Raw genomic sequence first — 20,850 nt, forward strand, 5'->3', positions numbered from 1 at the left:
GCCCCCGCCGGGGACCTTCGGCCCCTGCCGTCCCACGACCGCCGGGGCGAGGCTCGTCGCACGACTGCGAAGGAGGGAGCGCGGAGATGACCGTGGCCGCCCGGATCGTCGTGATCGGCGTCGGAAACGAGTTCCGGCACGACGACGGAGTGGGGTGGGCCGTGATCGAACGACTCAGAGGACGCGGCGCCGAACACCGTCTGCCGTCCGGGACGGTGCTGGAGACCTGCGACGGCGACCCGGGCCGGCTCCTCGGTCTGTGGGAGGGCGCCGAACTCGCCGTGGTCGTCGACGCCGCCCGCAACGAGCCGTCCCGCCCCGGCCGTGTCCACCGGCTCGTCCTGGACGGCACAGGGCAGGCGCCGGCGGGAGCGACGAGTTCGCACGGTCTGGGGCTCGGGGAGGCCGTCGAGCTGTCCTCGGTCCTCGGCCGGCTGCCCGGCCGTCTCGTGGTGTACGCCGTCGAGGGAGCGGACGCGACCTTCGGCACGGGGCTGTCCTCGGAGGTCGAGGCGCAGGTGGGCGTCCTCGTGCAGGAGGTCGAGAACGAGATCGAACGGCATGGCGCGGACACCGCGCCCGCTCGCCCGCGGGACGCCTCATGAGCGAGCCGATCACCCAGCACATCGAGGTCTTCGGCCGGGTCCAGGGCGTGGGTTTCCGGCCGTTCGTGCACCGGACGGCGAACGCTCTCGGCCTCGAAGGATGGGTGCGCAACGTCGACGGGCATGTCGCGCTGACCGTCCGCGGCCGTCCGGACGCCCTGCGCGAACTGGTCGTGGAGATCCGCGCCAAGGCACCGCCCCTGGCCGCCGTGGACCGCGTCCACGTACGGGCCGCGCCCGCGGCGACCGCACCGGTCGGTGGCGGGTTCACCGTCCGGGCGAGCCGCGCGGACCGGGCCGCCGCGGAGCGGGAGGTGCCGCCGGACGCCGCCACCTGCGAGGCCTGTCTGCGGGAGCTGTTCGACCCGGCCGACCGCCGCTACCGGTACCCCTTCGTCAACTGCGCCGACTGCGGGCCACGGGCCACGGTGATCACGGATCTGCCGTACGACCGTGAGCGCACCACGATGCGCCACTTCCCGATGTGCGCCTCGTGCGGCGCCGAGTACGCGGATCCGGCCGACCGGCGCTTTCACGCCGAGCCGCTCGCGTGTCCCCGCTGCGGCCCCCGCCTCGCCTGGGACGGCCTGACGGGGGAGGAGGCGCTCCTCGCCGCGGTGAGGACCGTCGCGGACGGCGGCATCGTCGCGGTCAAGGGACTCGGCGGCTACCAACTGATGTGCGACGCCACCGATCCGGCGGCGGTGGCCGAGTTGCGGCGGCGCAAGCGCAGGCCCGTGAAGCCGTTCGCCGTGATGGTGCCCGATCTCGCGTCCGCCCGGCGGCTGGCGCACGTCAACGGCACGGAGCGGGACGTGCTGATCTCGCCGCAGCGGCCCGTGGTGCTGCTCACCGCACGGCAGCCGCGGCGGCCGGGGCCCCGCCCGGCGGCCGGAGGCGCCGGGCGGGGTCGCGGCCCGGCGGCCCTCGCCGACGGCCTCGCCCCCGGTGTGCACCCCGGCGTCCGCCGGACGGGGTTGTTCCTGCCCACCACCGGCCTGCACCACCTCCTCCTGCGCGAGCTGGCCCGGCCGCTCGTCGTCACCAGCGGCAACATCGCCGACGAGCCGATCGTCACCGACGACGCCGAGGCCCGGCGGACCCTCGCAACGGTCGCGGACGGCTTCCTGACCCATGACCGTCCGATCCGCGCCCGCTACGACGACTCCGTGGTGCAGACCGCACGCGGCGGTGTGCTGATGCTGCGGCGGGCCCGTGGCTACGCTCCGGCGCCCCTCGCGGTTCCGGTGGCGGCCGATGTTCCGCTGGTGGCCGCCGGGGCGCAGCTCAAGCACACCTTCACCCTGGCCCGGCGGGGGCGGGCCCATGTCGGGCCGCACACCGGCGACTTGGCGGACGCGGCCACGTACGACGCCTTCCACCACGCGTACGCGGAGCTCACCCGTCTCACCGGGATCGCGCCCCGCGCCGTCGCCCACGACCTGCACCCGGGCTATCTGTCCACGCGGTGGGCGCTGGCCCAGGACGCCGAACACCACTTCGCCGTACAGCACCACCACGCGCACGTCGCCGCGGTGGCGGCCGAGCACGGACTGACCGGTCCCTTCCTCGGGATCGCCTACGACGGCCTCGGCCTCGGTGACGACGGCACCCTGTGGGGCGGCGAGATCCTGATCGCCGGCCTGACCGGCTACCGTCGTGCGGGCCGCTTCGCCCGGGCGCCGCTGCCCGGCGGGGAGGCCGCCGTGCGGCACCCGGCCCGGATGGCGCTCGGCTACCTGTACGGGGCGGAACCGCTCGGCGTGCCCAGGCCCCCGCCATGGCTCACCCGGCCCTTCACGGACCGTCTGGACGCACGTGAGGTACGCGTCGTCCGGACCCTGGTGGAGCGCGGGGTGAACTGCCCGCAGGCGTCCAGCGCGGGACGCCTGTTCGACGCCGCGGCGAGTCTGCTCGGTCTGTGCGACACGGTGTCGTACGAGGGCGAGGCAGCCGTGGCCCTCGAGAACGCCGCCGGTGTCCTGCGGGCCGACGCGCTCCCCTGGCGGGTGGTGCGGGTGAACGGACTGGGCGTGTACGACCCCTCGCCCACCCTGTCCGCCCTGCTCCAGGGCCTCGCTGACGGGGTCGCGGTGCCCCTGCTCGCCGCCGCCTTCCACACCGCGGTCGCCGAGGCCACCACCGCCCTCGTCGAGCGCGCCCTCGCCGCGGGCGCCCCGCGCACCGTGTGCCTGGGCGGCGGCTGCTTCCAGAACCGCCGGCTGCTGGCCGACGTGGGCCGCCTGCTCCGCGACCGGGGCCTGCGGGTCCTGACCGGCCGGACCGTCCCCGTCAACGACGGCGGCATCAGCTACGGCCAGGCGGCGGTGGCCTCCGCCCGCCTGGCCCGACAGGCGAAGGAGAGGTGACCGCGATGTGCCTGGGCATACCCGGCCGGATCCTCGACGTCCACGAAAGCACCGGTCTGCGGATGGGCACGGTCGACTTCGGCGGCGTACGCCGCGAGGTGTGCCTCGCCTACACCCCCCGGGCGGACGTGGGGACGTACGTCATCGTGCATGTCGGTTTCGCCATCACCGAGGTGGACGAGGCGGAGGCCTTGCGCACACTCGACGTGCTGCGGGCGATGGCCGACGCGGTGGAGGGCGAGATCGGTGAACCCCTGCCGGGCGTGGGCGAATCGCCGAGGTGAGGCCACGAGGCGGTGCCTGACCGGCCCGAAGGGTGGGGGGGTGGCGCGGGCCGAACGGCCCTCATCCGGGCCCGGGTGGCCCGTGGCGGCACCACCCGTCGCACACCCACGCTGGGACCGACCGCTCCCCCACGACCACCGGAAGGGACCCCATGTCAGGCAGTCCCGCAGCAGCCGTCCTGGACAGGAACGGACTGGACGCGCTGGTCAAGGTCCTGGCCGCCCAGGGCCGCACGGTCGTCGGCCCCACCGTCCGGGACGGCGCCGTGGTGCTCTCCGAGCTGGCCTCGGCCGACGAGTTGCCCTTCGGCTGGGGCACCCGGGTCGAGGCGGGCCAGTACCGTCTCGTACCCCGCGAGGACGGCACGGCCTTCGCGCACACCACGGGCCCGCAGTCCTGGAAGTCGTTCCTGCACCCGCAACGCGAGAAGCTGTGGAGCGCCGACCGCAGCGCCGACGGCGCTCTGAGCGTCACCGAGGAGCGCAGGGAACGGCCGTCGTACGCCTTCCTGGGGGTGCGCCCCTGCGACCTGCGCGCCATCGCCGTCCAGGACCGGGTCCTGACCGGCGGCCACTACGAGGACAGCGGCTACGGGGAACGGCGGCGGGGAGCCTTCCTCATAGCCGCCGAGTGCACCGAGCCCGGGGCGACCTGCTTCTGTGTCTCGATGGGCGGCGGTCCGGCGGCCGAAGCCGGCTTCGATCTAGCGCTGACCGAGGTCGCGGACGAGGCCGGGCACCGCTTCCTCGTCCGCACCGGCAGCGAGGCGGGCGCGGAGGTGCTCGCGCTGGTCCCGCACCGTCCGGCCGACACCGGGACGCGGACGGCGGCCCGCGGCGCGGTGGATGCGGCCCGGGACCGGATGGGCCGGGCCATGCCACCGGTGGACCTGCGCGCGCTGATGGGCGCGAGCCTGACGGCCGAGCGCTGGGACGACGTCGCCGAGCGCTGTCTGACCTGCGGCAACTGCACCATGGTGTGCCCCACTTGCTTCTGCACCACCACGGAGGAGGTCACCGACCTCACGGGCGACCACGCCGAGCGGTGGCAGCACTGGGACTCGTGCTTCGACCTGGACTTCTCGTATCTGCACGGCGGACCGGTGCGTTCCTCCCCGCGCAGCCGCTACCGGCAGTGGCTCACCCACAAGCTGTCCACCTGGTACGACCAGTTCGACAGCTCCGGCTGCGTGGGCTGCGGGCGCTGCGTCGCGTGGTGCCCGGTCGGCATCGACATCACGGTGGAGGCCACGGCACTCCACGACGAACTGGCGGCCCGGCTGAACGGCCGCGAGGACGAGGAACGACCGGACGACCCTCGGGAGAGCCGGCCATGAACTCTCCTCCGACCATCGTCGCGGCCCTGCCGGCCGCGTACCGGGAGCGGCTGATCCAGCTGGCCCGTGAGACATCCTTCGACGCCGGCGCACGTCTCTTCGAGGAGGGTGGGCGGGCCGACCGGTTCTGGGTCGTGCGCACCGGCATCGTCGCCCTCGACCTCCATGTGCCCGGCCGCCGCGCTCCCGTCATCGAGTCACTGGGCCACGGCGAACTGGTCGGCTGGTCCTGGCACTTCGCGCCCCATGTGTGGCAGCTGGGCGCCAAGGCCCTGCATCCGGTGCAGGCGTGGGAGTACGACGCGGTGGCGGTCCGCGCACTGTGCTCGCAGGATCCCGTGCTGGGCCGCGCGGTCGCGGTCTGGGTCGGCCAGGTGCTCGCCCACCGGCTGCACGCGACCCGCACCCGGCTGCTCGACCTGTACGGCCCCTCCGGCGGCGGTGGGTCATGACCGGTGTGCCCGTCCCCTACGAGGTGGTCCGGACCGTCCGCGAGACGGCCGACACGGTCACCCTCACGCTCGCCCCCGCGGGCCAGGAGGTCCTTCCGCCGTTCGCGCCCGGCCGGTTCGCCATGGTCTACGCCCCCGGGGTCGGGGAGATCCCCGTCTCCGTGTCCCGTGTCGACCGCCGTACGATCGTCCACACGATCCGTAGTGTCGGTGCGGTCTCGGCGGCGCTGTGCCGTCTCGGACCGGGGGTCCAGGTCGGGCTGCGCGGGCCGTTCGGCACCGGCTGGGAGCTGGAGCGGGCGGCAGGAGGGGACGTCGTCGTCATCGCGGGCGGCATCGGCCTCGCTCCGCTGCGACCGCTGCTGCTCGAAGCGCTGGCCGCCCCCGGCACGTACGGGCGACTGCACCTGCTGGTCGGTGCCCGCACCCCGGAGGATCTCCTCTACGCCGGGCAGCTGCGCGCCTGGGCCGCCGCCCACGAGCCGCTGCGCTGCGCCGTCACCGTCGACCGCCCCTCCCCCGGCTGGAGCGGCCACGTCGGCGTCGTCACCACCCTTCTCAACGACGCCGCGTTCGATCCGCCGAACACCACGGCCTACGTCTGCGGGCCCGAGGTGATGATCCGCGCCACCGCCCGGGACCTGGTCCACCGGGGTCTGCCCGCCGACCGGATACGGGTCTCCCTCGAACGCAACATGCGCTGTGCCACCGCGACCTGCGGCCACTGCCAGCTGGGCGGCGTCCTGGTGTGCCGGGACGGGCCGGTCATCGGCTGGGACCGCGCGGAATCCCTGCTGCTCGTAAGGGAGTTGTGACGATGACCGGATCCGCTCCGTCCGCCGCGCGGGTGCCCACCCTCGCCGTCTTCAAGCTGGCCTCCTGCGACGGCTGCCAGCTCACGCTCCTCGACTGCGAGGACGAACTCCTCACGCTGGCCGGGAAGGTGGAGATCGCCCACTTCCTGGAGGCGTCGAGCCGGGTGCGGCCGGGCCCGTACGACCTCACCCTCGTGGAGGGATCGGTCACCACGGCCGCCGACGCACAACGGATACAGGAGATCCGCGCGCAGTCCCGCTTCCTGGTCACCATCGGGGCGTGCGCCACCGCGGGAGGCGTCCAGGCACTGAGGAACTTCGCCGACGTGGAGGAGTTCACCCGGACCGTGTACGCCCGCCCCGACTACATCGACACGCTGGCCACCTCGACCCCGGTGGCGGCCCATGTGGACGTCGACTTCGAGCTGCGCGGCTGTCCGATCGACCGACGGCAGCTCCTGGAGGTCGTCACCGCGTTCCTGACCGGCCGCAAACCCGACGTGCCGAACCACAGCGTGTGCTTCGAGTGCAAGCGGCGCGGCACGGTCTGCGTCACCGTCGCCCACGGCACGCCCTGCCTGGGCCCGGTCACCCACGCCGGCTGCGGGGCGATCTGCCCGGCGTACGGACGCGGCTGCTACGGCTGCTTCGGCCCGTCCGGCTCGGTGAACCTGCCCGCGCTGATCCCGCTGCTGCGCCGGGACGGCATGGACGACCGCGACACCCGGCGCTTCCTGCGCACCTTCAACGCCGCGGCGTTCGCGGGCATCAAGGAGGAGACGTGACACACCGGGGATCACGCGTGCTGCGCGTCGGTTCACTGTCCCGCGTGGAGGGCGAGGGCGCCCTCCACCTGAAGGTACGCGGCACGGCCGTCGAGGAGGCCCGGCTGCGGATCTACGAACCGCCGCGCTTCTTCGAGGCGTTCCTGCGCGGGCGGGCGCACACCGAGCCGCCCGACATCACCGCCCGGGTGTGCGGAATCTGCCCGGTGGCCTACCAGCTGAGCGCCTGCGCGGCGATCGAGGACGCCTGCGGAGTCACCGTGGACCGGTCCGTCCGCGACCTTCGCAGGCTGTTGTACTGCGGCGAGTGGATCGAGAGCCAGGCTCTGCACATCTACCTCCTGCACGCCCCCGACTTCCTCGGCCGTGACGGCGCCGTCGACCTCGCCCGCACCCATCGCGCCCACGTGGAGCGGGGCCTGCGCCTGAAACAGGCGGGCAACGCGATCCTCGAACTCCTCGGCGGGCGGGCCATCCACCCCGTCAACGTGCGGGTGGGGGGCTTCCACCGGGCGCCGGATCCCACCGCCCTCCGGCCGCTGGCGGAACAGCTGCGCCGCGCCGCCGACGACGCCTGGGAGACCGTGCGCTGGGTCGCCGGCTTCGACTTCCCCGACGCGCGGATCGACGCCGACCTCTTCGCGCTGGCCGCCCCGGACACGTACGCCGTCGAGGGCGGGGTGCCGACGGTGCTGCGCCCCGACGGGACCACCACCGCGTTCCCTCTGAGCACCTTCTCGGACCACGTCCGCGAGGAGCACCTGCCGCACTCCACCGCGCTGCACTCCCGGCTCGACGGCCGACGCCACCTCACCGGCCCGCTCGCCCGCTTCGCCGTCAGCGGCCGGCGTCTTTCCCCGACCGCGCTCCAGGCGGCGCGCGAGGCCGGACTCGGCGACCCGCGCGAGGGCGTCGAGTGCCGCAACCCCTTCCGCTCGATCCTCGTCCGCGCGGTCGAGGTGGTGTACGCCGTCGACGAGGCACTGCGGATCATCGACGGGTACGAGCGGCCGGCGCGGGCGTTCGCCGACGTGCCGCCCCGCGCGGGCGTGGGCCACGGTGCGACCGAGGCGCCGCGCGGTCTGCTCTACCACCGCTACGCGCTGGACGCCGACGGCACGGTCACCGACGCCGTGCTCGTGCCGCCCACCGCGCAGAACCAGGGCGCCATCGAGGAGGACCTGCGCCGCCTCGCCGAGGCCGCCCTGGCCGAAGGGGCCCTGGACGACCACGCGCTGACGCACCTGTGCGAGCGGGCCATCCGCAACCACGACCCGTGCATCTCCTGCGCGACCCACTTCCTCGACCTGACCGTCGACCGCGGCTGACCTCCCGAGGAGGAGACCATGCACGGCAGCACACACCTCGAAGGAGTCGTCGACATCCGGTGCCGACCCGCGGACACCGCCGCCCGGAGCGGGACACCGTGAGGTACCTGGACGAGTACCGCGACCCCGCGCTCGCCCGCCGGCTCCTCGCCGAGCTGCGGGCCACCGCGACCGCGCCCTGGCGCATCATGGAGGTGTGCGGCGGACAGACCCACACCCTGGTCCGGCAGGGCATCGACGAGCTGCTGCCCGCGGGGATCCGGATGATCCACGGGCCCGGCTGCCCGGTGTGCGTCACCCCGCTGGAGACCCTCGACCGGGCCATGAGCATCGCGGGCCGGCCCGGGGTGGTCTTCACCAGCTTCGGCGACATGCTCAGGGTGCCGGGCTCGTCCACCGATCTGCTGGCGCTGCGGGCGCGCGGCGCCGACGTCCGCGTCGTGTACACCCCGATGGACGCGGTCCGTATCGCGCGGGAGTCGCCCGACCGTGAAGTGGTGTTCCTGGCCGTCGGATTCGAGACCACGGCCCCGGCCAACGCCATGGCGGTCCTGCACGCCGCCCGCCTGGGCCTGACCAACTTCTCGGTCCTGGTCAGCCACGTCCTCGTACCGCCCGCCATGACCGCCCTCCTCGACGATCCCGACTGCGAGGTGCAGGCCTTCCTGGCGGCGGGGCACGTCTGCGCGGTCATGGGCTGGGAGGAGTACGAGCCGATCGCCGCCCGCCACCGGGTGCCGATCGTCGTCACCGGCTTCGAACCCCTCGACCTGTTGGAGGGCATCCTCATGGCGGTGCGGCAGCTGGAGACGGGGCGCCACGAGGTGGAGAACCAGTACGCGCGGGCCGTTCGGCGCTCCGGCAACACCGAGGCCCGCAAGGCGATCTACGAGGTCTTCCGGGTCGGCGACCGGCCCTGGCGCGGCATCGGGCCCCTGCCGGACAGCGGACTCGAACTGACCGACGCGTACGCGCGGTTCGACGCCGCCCGCCGCTTCGACGTCGGCGATCTGCGGCCGACCGAGGACCCCGCATGCATAGCGGGCGCCGTCCTCACCGGCGCCAGGCTGCCCACCGACTGCACGGCCTACGGCACTCGGTGCACCCCTCGCCATCCGCTCGGCGCGCCCATGGTGTCCACCGAGGGCACCTGCGCCGCCTTCCACGCCGCCGGACGCACCGCAGACCTCCAGGACACGCCATGAACATCGAGTGCCCCGCCCCGCGCCACGAGGACGAGCGCGTGCTGCTCGGTCACGGCGCCGGAGGACGTCTCACCGCCGAACTCCTCGACACCCTCGTCCTGCCCGCGCTGGAGGGCCAGCCGGGCCCGCTGGAGGACGCCGCCCTCCTCCCCGGCCACCCGGACCTGGTGATGAGTACCGACAGCTTCGTGGTCAGCCCGCTGTTCTTCCCCGGCGGCGACATCGGTTCCCTCGCCGTCCACGGCACGGTCAACGATCTCGCGATGCGCGGGGCCCAGCCCCTCGCCCTGTCCGTGGCGCTCATCGTCGAGGAGGGCCTTCCCCTGTCCGAACTGCACTCCGTGCTGCGGTCGTTGGGTAAGGCCGCCCGCGCCGCCGGGGTGCCCGTCGTGACCGGCGACACCAAGGTCGTGGGCCGGGGCGCCGCCGACAAGATCTTCATCAACACCACCGGGGTGGGGCGCCTGGACAAGGCACTGCGGCCGTCCGCCGCCCTCGCCCGGCCGGGTGACACGATCCTGCTCTCGGGACCCGTCGCCCTGCACGGCACCGCCGTACTGTCCACCCGCGAAGGCCTCGGTTTCGACAGCGAGATCGCCTCCGACAGCCGGCCCCTGCACCGGATCGTGCGCGCCCTGGCGCCGCTGGGCCCGGACGTCCACACCCTGCGCGACCCGACCCGCGGCGGGCTCGCGGCGGCTCTCAACGAGATCGCGCGGGACGCCTCCGTCGCCCTGGAGATCGAGGAGGGCGCGGTCCCGGTGCCCGTGCCCGTCGCGTCGGCCTGCGACCTGCTCGGCCTGGACCCGTTGACCGTCGCCAACGAGGGCTGTCTGGTGGCGTTCGTCTCCCCCGCGGCGGCCCTCGACGCCCTGGCCGCCATGCGCTCCGTCCCCGAGGGCGCGGACGCCGTGCGGATCGGCGAGGTCCTGCCGGCCGGCCCTGCCGGACGAGTGCTCCTGCGTACCCTCGTCGGCGCCCGGCGCGTGCTGGACATGCCCCTCGGGGAGCAACTCCCCCGCATCTGCTGAGCGGCGTCCGCCGCACGGTGTGCGCGGCGTCGACGTGGATGCCGTGCTTGGGACGACGGCCTGCGCGGCCGGAAGGGGGGACCGGCCGCGCAGGGGATGTACGACGCCGGACGCGCGGTGCGGTCAGGCCTGTCGCACGGGGATGGTCCGCGTACCCGTCTTCGTCTCCGGGACCGGGACCGTGACCGTCAGCACTCCGTCCTTGTACGTGGCGGTGGCGTCGTCGCCCCGGGCCCCGGCCGGAAGCCGGACCGCACGGGCGAACGTGCCGTACCGGAACTCCGTGTGGTGCTTGTCGGTCGTCTCGTCGCCGCGCTCGGCGCGCAGCGTCAGGACGTTCTCCGTCACGCTGATCTCGACGTCCTTGGCGGGGTCGATGCCGGGGAGCTCGGCACACAGGACGTACGTGCCGTCGGTCAGACGCTCCTCGATGCGAATGCCGTGCAGTCCCTGTGCCGCGTGCACACCGGGGAAACCGGTCTCGATCCAGCCGAACAGCTCGGGCAGCGGCGGCCAGCCCGGCAACCGCTCCATCATGCCGCTCATGTCATCCTTCCTTTCCCTCACTCGTACGCTCTGTCGTCCTCCTCCGCTTCCAGCGTCCTGCGGGCAGGACCCACGCGCGCGGGCCGACCGGCCCCGCAGAAGGTCCCGTCGGCCCCTGCCCGGACGCCGGCGGGTCAGGCGGGGAGCGTGAGGCGGAAAGCGGTGCGGCCGGGACGGCTGGTGACGGTGGCGGTCCCGCCGTGCGCGGTGACGACCGCGCGGACGATGGCCAGGCCCAGACCGGTGCTTCCCGTGCTGCGGGAGCGGGCCCGGTCGGCACGGACGAAACGGCCGAAGACCTCGGCCTGCAACTCGTCCGGGATGCCCGGGCCGTTGTCGCTCACCTCGACGTGGACGCCGGCCGGGCCGGTGGAGAGCGTGACGGTCACCTCGGTGCCGGGGGGCGTGTGGGTACGGGCGTTGGCGAGGACGTTGCCGATGGCCTGCTGGAGCCGGTGGACGTCCCCGGTGATCCTGACGGGCTCCTCGGGAAGGTCCAGGACCCAGTGGTGTCCGGGGCCCGCGGCGCGCGCGTCGTCCGTCGCGTCCAGGATCAGCAGGGTCAGGTCGACCGGTTCGTGGGCGAGCGGACGTCCCGCGTCCAGGCGGGCCAGCAGGAGCAGGTCGTCGACGAGGCGGGTCATACGCCGGGACTCGCTGCCGATGCGTTCCAGCGCGTGGCGTACCTCGGCGGGGACCGGACCGTCGTGGCGCAGGGCGAGTTCGGCGTGGCCGCGGACGTTGGCGACGGGGGTGCGCAGTTCGTGGCTGGCGTCCGCGGCGAAGTGCCGCACGCGTTCCTCTCCGGCCTGGCGTCGCAGGAGGGCGTCCTCGACGTGGCCGAGCATGTGGTTGAGGGCGCCGGCGACCTGCCCGACCTCGGTCCGCGGATCGGCGTCGGGGAGGGGCCGCGGCATCACGATCTCCCCGCCCGCGAGAGGCAGTCGGGCCACCTCCGCCGCGCGGGCGGTGACCCGGTGCAGGGGCCGCAGGGAGATCCGCACCCACAGGGCCGCGGCGAACCCGGTGCCCACGAGCGCGGCGCCGAACAGCGCCGCCTCGACGGCTTCGAGGCGGTGCACGGTCTCCTCCACCGGATGCAGGGGCAGACCGGTGACGAGGACGTCCCCGTCGTCGCCCCGGACGGCCGTGACGCGGTATCCGTGCCGGAAGGCGGAGAGGTGGACGCTGTGCCCCGCACCGTCCGCAACGGGAACGTCGGCCAGCGTGCGGCGGTCCTCGGCGGTGAGCCGCAGCGGGCGGTCGGTGGCGTCGTCGATGACGGCGGCCCGGGTGACGTCGCCGTTCAGGAGGCGTGCGCCGAACGTGTTCTCGGACTGGCCGCGGGTGTCGGGCCCGTTGTCGGCGTCGGGCTCCGCCTCGTGTTCCAGGCTGGCCGCGAACCGGCCGCCGGAGGCGATGAGCTGCTCGTCCAGTCGTCCCATCAGGAAGCCGCGCAGGGCGAGGGCGGTGGTGACGCCGACGGCGAGGCAGGCGGCGGCGAGCAGGACCACGAGTCCGGCGGTGAGCTGGCCGCGCAGGGTGCGCGGACGCAGGCGGTTCACCGCGGTCCCGGCTTGAGGACGTAGCCGACGCCGCGCACGGTGTGGATCATCGGGGTACGGCCCGCGTCGATCTTCTTGCGCAGATAGCTGATGTAGAGCTCGACGACATGGGCGCGTCCGCCGAAGTCGTAGGCCCACACGCGGTCGAGGATCTGCTCCTTGGACAGGACCCGGCGCGGGTTGCGCATCAGGAAGCGCAGGAGTTCGAACTCGGTCCGGGACAGGTCGACCGGAGTTCCGCCCCGCCGCACCTCCCTGGCCTCCTCGTTCATGGTGAGGTCTCCGACGGTGAGTCCGTCCGTGTCCGCCCCGGCCGTCATGCCGGCCCTGCGGAGCAGTCCGCGCAGCCTGGCCAGTACCTCCTCCAGGCTGTAGGGCTTGGTGACGTAGTCGTCGCCGCCGGCGGTGATGCCGGCGATACGGTCCTCGACGGCGTCGCGGGCGGTCAGGAACAGCACGCACAGGGTGGGCTCCGCGCGTCTGAGGGCGCGCAGGACCCGCAGTCCGTCCATGTCGGGCAGCATCCAGTCCAGGACCACCGCGTCGGGGTGGAAGTCGCGGGCCGCCGCGAGCGCGCTCGCGCCGTCGGCGGCGGTGCGGACCTGCCAGCCCTCGCCGGTCATGACACCGGCCAGCACCTCGGTGACGTCGGGTTCGTCGTCCACGACGAGGACCCGTACGGGGTCTCCGTCCAGGCGTCTGGCGGGAGAGGTGGCGCGCTGCTCGTTCATGGTTCTTCCAGCATCCCCCGCCGCGGGTCCCGGCGGGGTGAGCGGAGTCTCTGAGTTCCCTCTGAATCGAAGCTGGGGACGGCCGACGGTGCTTGTTCAGAAGGTTCACAGAGGTTGCGCTGTGAGGCTGGGCGCCGACAGCGGAGCGAGTCCTGCTCGCCGGAGCGATTCCTGTTCGCCGTGACGACTTCTGTTCGGAGGAACCCCATGCCCACCACGTATGCCCGCACGAGTGCGAGTACCGGGCCGGCGAGTGGCGGAGTACGGCACCGGCGCCCGCGCCGCGGTGTCGTGCCCTTACTGGCTCAGCTGGTGATCTGGGCCGGCGCCGCCGCGGTGCTGGCCCTGTGGTGGCACGACACGACGTCGGTGGCCGGCCCGGCGGAGTGGCTGACCGGCGCGGGCCGGATCACCGGCCTCCTGGCCGGCTACGCCTGCGCGGTCCTCCTCGCGCTGATGGCCCGGGTCCCGCTCCTCGACCACACGGTCGGCAGCGACCGCCTCGCCCGCTGGCACGCGCTCGGTGGCCGCTGCACCGTGTCCCTGGCCCTCGCGCACACCCTGCTGATCATCTGGGGGTACTCGCTGACCGCCCGTACGGACGTGGTGAGCCAGACCTCCACGCTCGTCCTGCACTACCCCGACCTCCTCAAGGGCACGGCCGGTTTCCTGCTGTTCCTCGCGACAGGGGTCCTCTCGGCCCGCGCGGCCCGCCGCCGGATGAGCTACGAGACCTGGCACTACCTGCACTTCGCCACCTATCTCGCGGTGTTCCTGACCTTCGGCCACCAGCTCGCCACCGGGGCCGACTTCGTCGGCAACCGGGTGGCGCGCGCGGCCTGGTACGCGCTGTTCCTCGGCGTCGCCGCGCTGGTCGTCCGGTACCGGTTCCTGGCGCCCCTGCGACGTGGACTGCGCCACCGTGTGCGGGTCGCCGCGGTCCACCCCGAGGCACCGGGTGTGGTCTCCGTGCACCTCACCGGGAAGCACCTGGACGAACTGGGAGGCGAGCCGGGGCAGTTCCTGCGCTGGCGGTTCCTGGCCCGCGGGCTGTGGTGGACCGCGAACCCCTACTCCCTCTCGGCCCCCGCGACGCCCGGCCACCTGCGCATCACGGTCAAGGCCGCGGGCAGCCACAGCGCGGCGCTGGCGCGGCTGGCACCCGGCACACGGGTATGGGCCGAAGGGCCCTACGGAGCCTTCACCGCGGACCGTCGCAAGGGCGCGAAGGTCCTGCTCCTGGCCGGAGGTGTCGGCATCACCCCGCTGCGCGCCCTCTTCGAGACGCTGCCGGGCCAGGTCACGCTCGTCTACCGGGCGCGTACCGCCCACGACCTCGCCCTGCGCGCCGAACTCGACGCGATAGCCGCTCGCCGGCGGGCGACCGTGCACTACGTCGTCGACGAGCCGGCCGGGTACTCCTCCCCCCTGACCGCGCGGGGCCTGAGCACTCTGGTCCCGGATCTGGCCGGGCACGACGTCTACCTCTGCGGCCCGCCCGGCATGACACGGGCGGCGGTGCGGGCCCTGCGCGACGCCGGAGTGCCGGGCCGGCGCATCCACCACGAGTCCTTCGCGTTCTGAGGAGAACCGTCATGCGCCGAGCCGTCCTCGCCACCAGCGGGATCAGCGCCCTCGTCATCGCCTTGCTCTCGCTCAAACCGCACCAGCTGCCCGTCCCCGGCGGCGCGCCTCCCCCCGCCGTCGCCAACCCGCCCGCCGGCGCCTCACCGGGGACGACGGCCGGGACGGGCACGTACACCGGGGACCCGGTCGCCACGCAGTACGGAACCGTGCAGGTGGCCGTCACGCTCTCCGGCGGGAAGATCACGACGGTCAAGGTGCTCAGGTCCCCGGACGCCAACGGGCACGACCGGCAGATCTCCTCGTACGCGCTGCCCCGGCTCAACCAGGAGGCCGTCGCGGCCCAGAGCGCGCACATCGACGCCGTGTCGGGAGCCAGTTACACCAGTCAGGGCTACGTCCAGTCTCTCCAGAGCGCCCTGGACCGGGCCCATGCCTGACATCCGGTCACCGGCTGCCACTCCCGTACCGGCGCGGTGTGCGGCTCAGGCGTCCCCGTACGCCTCGCCGCCCAGTTCGAACCCCGCCGTACCCGCCGTGCTGTCGGCCAGCCAGCTCCGGAAGGCCTCGACCTCCGCGTCCGGCAGGCCGATCTCGATGGTGACGGCCTCCCCGTAGCGGACGTCACGGACCGCACGGCCGGTGGAGCGCAGATCGTTCTGCACCTTGCCCGCCCGCTGGTGGTCGACGGTCACAGTCGCGAGGCGGAAGCGTCTGCGGGTGAGGGTGCCGACGGTGTCCAGCGCCTCGCCCACCGCACCGCCGTAGGCCCGGATGAGTCCGCCCGCGCCGAGTTTGACGCCTCCGTAGTAGCGGGTGACGACGGCGACGACGTACCGCATGTCGCGGCGCAGCAGCATCTGGAGCATCGGGACGCCCGCGGTGCCGCCCGGTTCACCGTCGTCGCTCGCCCGCTGGACGGCGGCGTCCGCGCCGATGACGTACGCGAAGCAGTGGTGCGACGCGTCCGCGTGCTCCTTGCGGACGGCCGCGACGAAGTCCTGGGCGTCCCGCTCGGTGGCCGCCGGTGCCAGCGCGCAGAGGAAGCGGGAGCGGTTGATCTCGGTCTCGTGCACCCCTGCGCGGGCCACGGTGCGGTACTCGTCCTGCATCCGGCCAGCGTATGCGGGCCGCGCACACGCGTGCGACCGGCGGTCGGTGGTCCGGTGGGGGGCGCCGCCCGTCTATCGGCCCCGGCCGTGATGCCCCTTGTCGCCGCGTGCCTTCTTGCCGCGCGCCACGATCATGTCCGTGAGCAGGGCCGCGCCGGGGCCCAGGGACGCCCAGCGGGGACCGTGCCAGGCGAGGATCGCGATCGCCGACGTCGGGAACTTCGTACGGACGTCGTCCAGCGCGGTGTCTAGGCCGTCGCCCGCGAGGGTGAGGACCAGTTCCTCCAGGCCGGGGTTGTGTCCGACCAGCAGCAGGGTCTCGGCCTCCGCCGGGGCCTCGCGCACCGCGTCGAGCAGTTCGGGCACATCGGCCGCGTACAGCCTGGCGTCGTGACGTACCGGAGGGGGTGTGCCCCACTCGGCGGCGGCCAGTTCCCAGGTCTGCCGGGCGCGTACGGCCGTGGAGCAGAGCGCGAGGTCCGGCAGGCAGTCGGCGTCGGCGAGGGCGCGGCCGGCGGCCGGGGCGTCCCGGCGCCCGCGCGCGGCGAGCGGGCGCTCGTGGTCGGGGACGCCGTCCGGCCAGGCGGACTTGGCATGCCGCAGCACGACCAGCCGGCGCAGCGGTCCCGCTCCGGCGCGCGCGATCACGCCGGTGTCCCGCGGCCGATGTCCCGGGTCAGCTCAAGCCCGAGCAGCCGGTCCGCGTAGGCGTACGTCTCGAAGCGGGCCCCGTCCGGCACGGTTCCCGACGTCTCCACCTTCCGCAGCACGCCCAGGACGGCGGGCACGTCGAGGTCGTCCTCCCAGGCGGCACGCAGCTGATCGCGTACGGGGTCGGGGATGGGCCCGGACGGCCGGGTGGCCCAGCCCGCGACGGCGCCCCGCCAGTGCTTCAACTGCTTCTCGGCGTCCGCGAGATCGGCCGCGTCGAGCCGTAGTTCCGTGCCCCGGGGGCGGGCGAGCAGGGCGAGGCGCAGGGCGGTGGCGCTCCCGTCGTCCAGCGCCACGCCGTTCTCGATGTCGGCCGGGGCGACCTCGACGCACAGCCCGCCCGCCGGTTCGTCGGTCCGGGCGCACACCCGCAGCACCTGGGCCTCCCCGAGGCCGGGGCCGGGGCCGCCGTCCCGTTCGTCCTCGAAGGGCCGGATGCCCAGTGCCCTGGCCCGGGCCCGCAGTTCGGCGCGGTCCTCCGTGCCGGTCAGCACGGTCCACACGGGTGTCCCGCCGATCTCCAGGGCCCGTACGAGGACGTCGGCGGTCAGGAGCACGCGCAGGCCGGTGGCGTCGGGGCGCTCGACGCGCGCCTCGACGCGGGTCAGGCCCCGGCGGGCCGGGGTGGCGGTGACGGGGTCGCCTGTTCGGGCGTCGGTGATACGCAGCACGGGCCGAGCGTAGGCGTGCGAGGGGCCGCGCGCAGGGATGCCGACATCATTCCGGACACGTGTGTGCGGATTCCCGGGGTGCGGGGCGGCTCATGGTGCCCAGGAAACGCACGTGCGGACGGCCGCCGGAGCCGTCGCGGGTGATGGCGGTCCGTACGCCGTACACCTCGGCGACGAGGTCCTCGGTGAGCACGTCGCCCGGTGTGCCGGCGGCCACCACGCGGCCCTCGCGCAGGACGACGAGCCGGTCGCAGTACATCGCCGCGAGGTTGAGGTCGTGCAGCGCGACGACGCTGGTGAGGGGCAGTGAGGTGACGAGGTTCAGCAGGTCGAGCTGGTGCTGGATGTCGAGGTGGTTGGTCGGTTCGTCCAGGAGGAGTTCGCGGGGTTCCTGGGCGAGCGCGCGGGCGATCTGGACGCGTTGGCGTTCGCCGCCGGAGAGGGTGTGCCAGGACTGGTGGGCCCGGTCGGCGAGCCCGGTGCGGGCCAGCGCGTCCCGTACGGCCTCCTCGTCGGCCGGTGACGGGGGTGTCCAGGCGCGGCGGTGCGGGGTGCGGCCGAGGCGTACGACGTCCAGGACGTTCAGCTCGACCTGGGTGTCGGCCTGTTGTTCGACCACGGCGATACGGCGGGCGATGTCGCGGCGGCCCAGTTCGCCGAGCGGGCTGCCGTCGAGGGTGACCACGCCCGAGGCCGGGGTGAGGACGCCGGAGAGCAGGCGCAGGAGGGTGGACTTGCCGGAACCGTTGGGCCCGAGGAGGCCGACGGTGGTGCCGGGGGCGGGGCTGATGCTGACGCCGTCCAGGATGACGCGTCCGTCGACGGTGCGGGTGACCCGACCGGCCCGGAGTCCGACCTCGGCCGTGGCGGCCGTCTCGACGCGCTCGGTCGTCATCGTGTCCTCCGCGTCCGGTACAGCACCAGCACGAAGACCGGTACGCCGATGAGTGAGGTGACCACGCCGACGGGCACTTCCTGGGGGTCGAGGACGGTACGGGCCAGGGTGTCCACCCACACCAGGAACACCGCCCCGGCGAGGGCGGCGACCGGCAGCAGCCGGGCGTGGCCGGAGCCCACCAGCGCACGGGCGGCGTGCGGCAGGACGAGTCCGACGAAGCCGATCGCGCCCGCCGAGCTGACGAGCGCGGCCGTCAGGAGCGCCGTCACGCACAGCAGCACCAGCCGGGTGCGGGCCACCGACACCCCGAGGGTCGCGGCGGAGTCCTGGCCGAAGGCGAACGCGTCCAGCGTGCGCGCGTACGCCAGGCACACCACGAGCGCGACCGCCAGGACCGCGAGGCAGACCCAGACGTCCGTCCAGCCGACCCCGCCGAGCGAGCCGAGCAGCCAGAACAGCACACCGCGGGTGGTCTCGGCGTCGGCGGCGGTCAGCACGACGAAGGAGGTCAGCGCGGAGAAGAGCTGCATCGCGGCGACGCCGCTCAGCACCACGCGGTCCGTCGTCCCGCCGAGGGTGTGGCTGAGCAGCAGGACGAGTCCGAACGACAGCAGTGCTCCGAGGAAGGCGCCCGCCGAGACCGACACCAGGCCGCCGCCGGCGCCGAGGACGACCACGACGACCGCGCCGGTCGAGGCGCCCGAGGACACCCCGAGGACGAAGGGGTCCGCGAGCGGATTGCGCAGCAGGGACTGCATCACCGCGCCGCACACGGCGAGCCCGGCTCCGCAGACGGCGGCCAGCAGGGTGCGCGGCAGCCGCAGCTGCCAGACGATCCCCTCCCGGATGGGGCTCAGCCCCGTACTCCCCCAGCCGAGGTGGGAGGCGACCACGGACCAGACGTCGGTGACGCCGATGTCCGCGGGGCCGATGGTGATGGCGAGAGCGACCGAGGCGACGAGCAGGGCCGCGCCTGCCGCGCAGAGCGGGCCCACGCGCGGCCGTATGCCCCGGCGGGTCACCCCGTGAGCCCGAACTCCCGCAGGGCGGCGGCTACTTGTTCGACGCCCTCGACGGTACGGATGGTCGGGTTCATGGCCTGCCCGCTGAGCAGCACGTACCGCTTCTTCTTCACGGCCGTCATGTTTTTGGTGACGGGGTCGGACTCCAGGAACTCGATCTTCTTCCTCGCGGACTCGGCGGTCTGCGACTTGCGGGTCAGGTCGCCGATGACGAGGACGTCGGGGTCGCGGTCGGCGACCGTCTCCCAGTTGATCTGGGGCCATTCCTCATGGGTGTCGTCGAAGACGTTCTGCGCGCCGAACGCCCGCGTGATGATGCCGGGGGCGCCGCAGCAGCCCGCCATGTAGGGCGACTCGGAGTTGGCGAACCAGTACAGGAGGGAGACGTCCGAGGCGTCGATGCCGGCGGTGGCCCTCTTCATGCGCTGCCGGAGCTCGGCGACCAGCTTCTCGCCCCGCTCCTCGACGCCGAACACCTCGGCCAGGTCACGTATCTCGCCGTAGATCGCGTCGATGCCGAGGGCCTTCTCGCGGGCGCCGTCGCCGTCTCCGGTGTTGTCCTTGCCCGCGCAGTCGGAGGGCGAGACGTACGCGGGTACGCCGAGCTTCTCGAACTGCTCGCGGGTGGCGACGCCTCCCTTGCCGAGCGTGGACACGAACGAGGCGGCGACGAAGTCGGGATCGGCGTCCAGCACCCGTTCGAAGGACGGGTTGTTGTCGGCGATCCGCTTGACCTTCGCGTCCGCCTTCTCCAGGCCCTTCATCACCGGATCGGTCCAGGTGGCGGTGCCGGCCATCCGGTCGGCGAGGCCCAGCGAGAACAGGATCTCGGTGGTGCCCTGGTTCAGGGAGACGGCCTTGCGCGGCGGGGACTCCACGCGGACGGTGTGGCCGCAGTTGTCCAGGGTGACGGCCGCCGCGGAGGTCCCGCCGCCGGCCGGCGAGTCGGCGCCGCCGCAGCCGGTCAGCAGGACGATCCCGGAAACGAGCAGGGCGACAGGGCGGGCGGGGCGTGCGATGGGCACGGAAGTTCCTCAGACGTCGAGGGCTCGAACGCGGAGCCCGGTCGTACGGTGCTCCCCCGCCGTCTCGGGACCGCGGAGGCCGCCAGCAGGTCTTCGGACTCGGGTTCACCCGGACGAGGCGCCTTCCCGGACCGTCGATCCGATCCAGTGGCCGATGCCCCGCCCGTCACCCTCACCGCTGCGCGTCAGCTCCGGATTCCCACCGGATTCCCTGACCCACGTACATGGGTTCGACTGGCCTGCGCAAGCTATCACGACGGTTTCCGCGCCTTTGCGGCGCGGGGAGCCGGGCGGCGGGAATCAGCGTGCCCCGCCCGCTGTTGTCCGGCGCGAGAAGCACACTCGTATCCGCAGGAGGTCCATCGTGTACGGCGACCCGGCAACGATCCGCAAGATCCTCACCGAGAGCGGCGACACCTGGGCCGTCGTGGGCCTGTCGTCGAACGAACGGCGTGCCGCGTACGGCGTGGCGGAGGTGCTCCAGCGCTTCGGCAAGCGCGTGGTCCCCGTCCACCCGAAGGCCGAGACGGTCCACGGGGAGAAGGGGTACGCCTCCCTGGCGGACATCCCCTTCGAGGTGGACGTGGTCGACGTGTTCGTCAACAGCGACCTGGCGGGCCCGGTCGCCGACGAGGCCGTGGCCATCGGCGCCAAGGCCGTCTGGTTCCAGCTCGGCGTGCTGGACGAGGCCGCGTACGACCGCACCCGCGCGGCCGGCCTCGACATGGTCATGGACCGCTGCCCGGCGATCGAGATCCCCCGCCTGGGCTGAAC

General features: G+C 73.6%; 22 protein-coding genes and 1 riboswitch. Of the genes, 13 read left to right on the top strand and 9 right to left on the bottom strand.

The annotated features are described in order from the left end of the window. Positions 1-86: 86 nt before the first annotated feature. The 10 genes from K3769_RS03715 (at position 87) to hypE (ending at position 10,211) form a co-directional block, all read left to right on the top strand. Positions 87-605: a hydrogenase maturation protease gene (locus tag K3769_RS03715; protein ID WP_267025006.1), complete on the top strand. Its 519-nt coding sequence runs from the start codon at positions 87-89 to the stop codon at positions 603-605. Next, entirely contained in the window at positions 602-2,974 is a 2,373-nt protein-coding gene (locus tag K3769_RS03720; protein ID WP_267025007.1) for a carbamoyltransferase HypF, read from the top strand. Before K3769_RS03715 ends, K3769_RS03720 begins: the two co-directional genes overlap by 4 nt. Before the next feature lie 5 nt (positions 2,975-2,979). Further along, entirely contained in the window at positions 2,980-3,258 is a 279-nt protein-coding gene (locus K3769_RS03725) for a HypC/HybG/HupF family hydrogenase formation chaperone (RefSeq protein WP_267031237.1), read from the top strand. A 152-nt stretch (positions 3,259-3,410) separates the two neighbouring features. After that, on the top strand, positions 3,411-4,595 hold the full coding sequence (locus K3769_RS03730; protein WP_267025008.1) for a 4Fe-4S dicluster domain-containing protein: 1,185 nt from the start codon (positions 3,411-3,413) through the stop codon (positions 4,593-4,595). Continuing rightward, the gene (locus K3769_RS03735) at positions 4,592-5,047 is read left to right on the top strand and encodes a Crp/Fnr family transcriptional regulator (protein ID WP_267025009.1); all 456 of its coding nucleotides are present in this window, start codon (positions 4,592-4,594) and stop codon (positions 5,045-5,047) included. The genes K3769_RS03730 and K3769_RS03735 overlap by 4 nt, the downstream gene beginning before the upstream one ends. Beyond that, positions 5,044-5,862 carry an FAD/NAD(P)-binding protein gene (locus K3769_RS03740; protein ID WP_267025010.1) on the top strand — a complete coding sequence of 273 codons (819 nt, stop codon included), beginning with the start codon at positions 5,044-5,046 and terminating at the stop codon, positions 5,860-5,862. Before K3769_RS03735 ends, K3769_RS03740 begins: the two co-directional genes overlap by 4 nt. Positions 5,863-5,864: 2 nt before the next feature. Further along, complete coding sequence (locus K3769_RS03745) at positions 5,865-6,647, top strand: NADH-quinone oxidoreductase subunit B family protein (RefSeq protein WP_267025011.1); 783 nt, start codon at positions 5,865-5,867, stop codon at positions 6,645-6,647. Next, positions 6,644-7,975, top strand: a complete 1,332-nt coding sequence (locus K3769_RS03750; protein ID WP_267025012.1) for a Ni/Fe hydrogenase subunit alpha — start codon at positions 6,644-6,646, stop codon at positions 7,973-7,975. The genes K3769_RS03745 and K3769_RS03750 overlap by 4 nt, the downstream gene beginning before the upstream one ends. A 98-nt stretch (positions 7,976-8,073) precedes the next feature. Further along, entirely contained in the window at positions 8,074-9,180 is a 1,107-nt protein-coding gene (hypD, locus tag K3769_RS03755; RefSeq protein WP_267031238.1) for a hydrogenase formation protein HypD, read from the top strand. Beyond that, positions 9,177-10,211: a hydrogenase expression/formation protein HypE gene (gene hypE / locus K3769_RS03760; RefSeq protein WP_267025013.1), complete on the top strand. Its 1,035-nt coding sequence runs from the start codon at positions 9,177-9,179 to the stop codon at positions 10,209-10,211. The genes hypD and hypE overlap by 4 nt, the downstream gene beginning before the upstream one ends. A 123-nt stretch (positions 10,212-10,334) precedes the next feature. Here hypE and K3769_RS03765 read toward each other — a convergent pair whose 3' ends face one another. From K3769_RS03765 to K3769_RS03775, 3 genes are all read right to left on the bottom strand, one after another. Then, entirely contained in the window at positions 10,335-10,757 is a 423-nt protein-coding gene (locus tag K3769_RS03765) for an Hsp20/alpha crystallin family protein (protein WP_267025014.1), read from the bottom strand. 134 nt (positions 10,758-10,891) lie between these two features. Next, the gene (locus K3769_RS03770) at positions 10,892-12,322 is read right to left on the bottom strand and encodes a sensor histidine kinase (protein WP_267025015.1); all 1,431 of its coding nucleotides are present in this window, start codon (positions 12,320-12,322) and stop codon (positions 10,892-10,894) included. Continuing rightward, complete coding sequence (locus tag K3769_RS03775; RefSeq protein WP_267025016.1) at positions 12,319-13,053, bottom strand: response regulator transcription factor; 735 nt, start codon at positions 13,051-13,053, stop codon at positions 12,319-12,321. Before K3769_RS03775 ends, K3769_RS03770 begins: the two co-directional genes overlap by 4 nt. Positions 13,054-13,260: 207 nt before the next feature. On the opposite strand from K3769_RS03775, the gene K3769_RS03780 reads away from it, so the two are divergent. Together K3769_RS03780 and K3769_RS03785 are read left to right on the top strand one after the other, a co-directional pair. Beyond that, a complete protein-coding gene (locus K3769_RS03780) occupies positions 13,261-14,637 on the top strand; it encodes a ferredoxin reductase family protein (RefSeq protein WP_267025017.1) in 1,377 nt (458 codons plus the stop codon). Positions 14,638-14,648: 11 nt separating this feature from the next. Then, entirely contained in the window at positions 14,649-15,077 is a 429-nt protein-coding gene (locus K3769_RS03785; protein WP_267025018.1) for an FMN-binding protein, read from the top strand. Between the two features lie 45 nt (positions 15,078-15,122). Here the strand turns inward: K3769_RS03785 and K3769_RS03790 are convergent, their stop codons facing one another. The 6 genes from K3769_RS03790 to K3769_RS03815 all read right to left on the bottom strand — a co-directional run bounded on the left by K3769_RS03790 (position 15,123) and on the right by K3769_RS03815 (position 20,076). Beyond that, positions 15,123-15,749, bottom strand: a complete 627-nt coding sequence (locus K3769_RS03790; protein WP_267025019.1) for a YigZ family protein — start codon at positions 15,747-15,749, stop codon at positions 15,123-15,125. A 72-nt stretch (positions 15,750-15,821) separates the two neighbouring features. Beyond that, positions 15,822-16,397 carry a SixA phosphatase family protein gene (locus K3769_RS03795; RefSeq protein WP_267025020.1) on the bottom strand — a complete coding sequence of 192 codons (576 nt, stop codon included), beginning with the start codon at positions 16,395-16,397 and terminating at the stop codon, positions 15,822-15,824. Continuing rightward, positions 16,394-17,131 (bottom strand): hypothetical protein, encoded by a 738-nt coding sequence (locus K3769_RS03800; RefSeq protein WP_267025021.1) that lies wholly within the window; start codon positions 17,129-17,131, stop codon positions 16,394-16,396. The genes K3769_RS03795 and K3769_RS03800 overlap by 4 nt, the downstream gene beginning before the upstream one ends. Before the next feature lie 46 nt (positions 17,132-17,177). Beyond that, complete coding sequence (locus K3769_RS03805; protein ID WP_267025022.1) at positions 17,178-18,026, bottom strand: ABC transporter ATP-binding protein; 849 nt, start codon at positions 18,024-18,026, stop codon at positions 17,178-17,180. After that, a complete protein-coding gene (locus tag K3769_RS03810; protein WP_267025023.1) occupies positions 18,023-19,051 on the bottom strand; it encodes a FecCD family ABC transporter permease in 1,029 nt (342 codons plus the stop codon). The genes K3769_RS03805 and K3769_RS03810 overlap by 4 nt, the downstream gene beginning before the upstream one ends. Further along, positions 19,048-20,076: an ABC transporter substrate-binding protein gene (locus K3769_RS03815; protein WP_267025024.1), complete on the bottom strand. Its 1,029-nt coding sequence runs from the start codon at positions 20,074-20,076 to the stop codon at positions 19,048-19,050. Before K3769_RS03815 ends, K3769_RS03810 begins: the two co-directional genes overlap by 4 nt. A gap of 67 nt (positions 20,077-20,143) precedes the next feature. Beyond that, positions 20,144-20,330: riboswitch (cobalamin riboswitch) on the bottom strand. A gap of 110 nt (positions 20,331-20,440) precedes the next feature. Here K3769_RS03815 and K3769_RS03820 point away from each other — a divergent pair. Beyond that, on the top strand, positions 20,441-20,848 hold the full coding sequence (locus K3769_RS03820) for a CoA-binding protein (RefSeq protein WP_267025025.1): 408 nt from the start codon (positions 20,441-20,443) through the stop codon (positions 20,846-20,848). Positions 20,849-20,850 lie beyond the last annotated feature (2 nt).

This window comes from Streptomyces ortus, assembly GCF_026341275.1.
GTDB classification, from domain to species: domain Bacteria; phylum Actinomycetota; class Actinomycetes; order Streptomycetales; family Streptomycetaceae; genus Streptomyces; species Streptomyces ortus.

Bases quoted from the DNA above. Each gene is read 5' to 3' on its own strand.
- K3769_RS03715 (WP_267025006.1), top strand. From the start codon at position 87: ATGACCGTGGCCGCCCGGATCGTCGTGATCGGCGTCGGAAACGAGTTC.
- K3769_RS03720 (WP_267025007.1), top strand. From the start codon at position 602: ATGAGCGAGCCGATCACCCAGCACATCGAGGTCTTCGGCCGGGTCCAG.
- K3769_RS03725 (WP_267031237.1), top strand. From the start codon at position 2,980: ATGTGCCTGGGCATACCCGGCCGGATCCTCGACGTCCACGAAAGCACC.
- K3769_RS03730 (WP_267025008.1), top strand. From the start codon at position 3,411: ATGTCAGGCAGTCCCGCAGCAGCCGTCCTGGACAGGAACGGACTGGAC.
- K3769_RS03735 (WP_267025009.1), top strand. From the start codon at position 4,592: ATGAACTCTCCTCCGACCATCGTCGCGGCCCTGCCGGCCGCGTACCGG.
- K3769_RS03740 (WP_267025010.1), top strand. From the start codon at position 5,044: ATGACCGGTGTGCCCGTCCCCTACGAGGTGGTCCGGACCGTCCGCGAG.
- K3769_RS03745 (WP_267025011.1), top strand. From the start codon at position 5,865: ATGACCGGATCCGCTCCGTCCGCCGCGCGGGTGCCCACCCTCGCCGTC.
- hypE (WP_267025013.1), top strand. From the start codon at position 9,177: ATGAACATCGAGTGCCCCGCCCCGCGCCACGAGGACGAGCGCGTGCTG.
- K3769_RS03765 (WP_267025014.1), bottom strand. From the start codon at position 10,757: ATGAGCGGCATGATGGAGCGGTTGCCGGGCTGGCCGCCGCTGCCCGAG.
- K3769_RS03775 (WP_267025016.1), bottom strand. From the start codon at position 13,053: ATGAACGAGCAGCGCGCCACCTCTCCCGCCAGACGCCTGGACGGAGAC.
- K3769_RS03780 (WP_267025017.1), top strand. From the start codon at position 13,261: ATGCCCACCACGTATGCCCGCACGAGTGCGAGTACCGGGCCGGCGAGT.
- K3769_RS03785 (WP_267025018.1), top strand. From the start codon at position 14,649: ATGCGCCGAGCCGTCCTCGCCACCAGCGGGATCAGCGCCCTCGTCATC.
- K3769_RS03790 (WP_267025019.1), bottom strand. From the start codon at position 15,749: ATGCAGGACGAGTACCGCACCGTGGCCCGCGCAGGGGTGCACGAGACC.
- K3769_RS03805 (WP_267025022.1), bottom strand. From the start codon at position 18,026: ATGACGACCGAGCGCGTCGAGACGGCCGCCACGGCCGAGGTCGGACTC.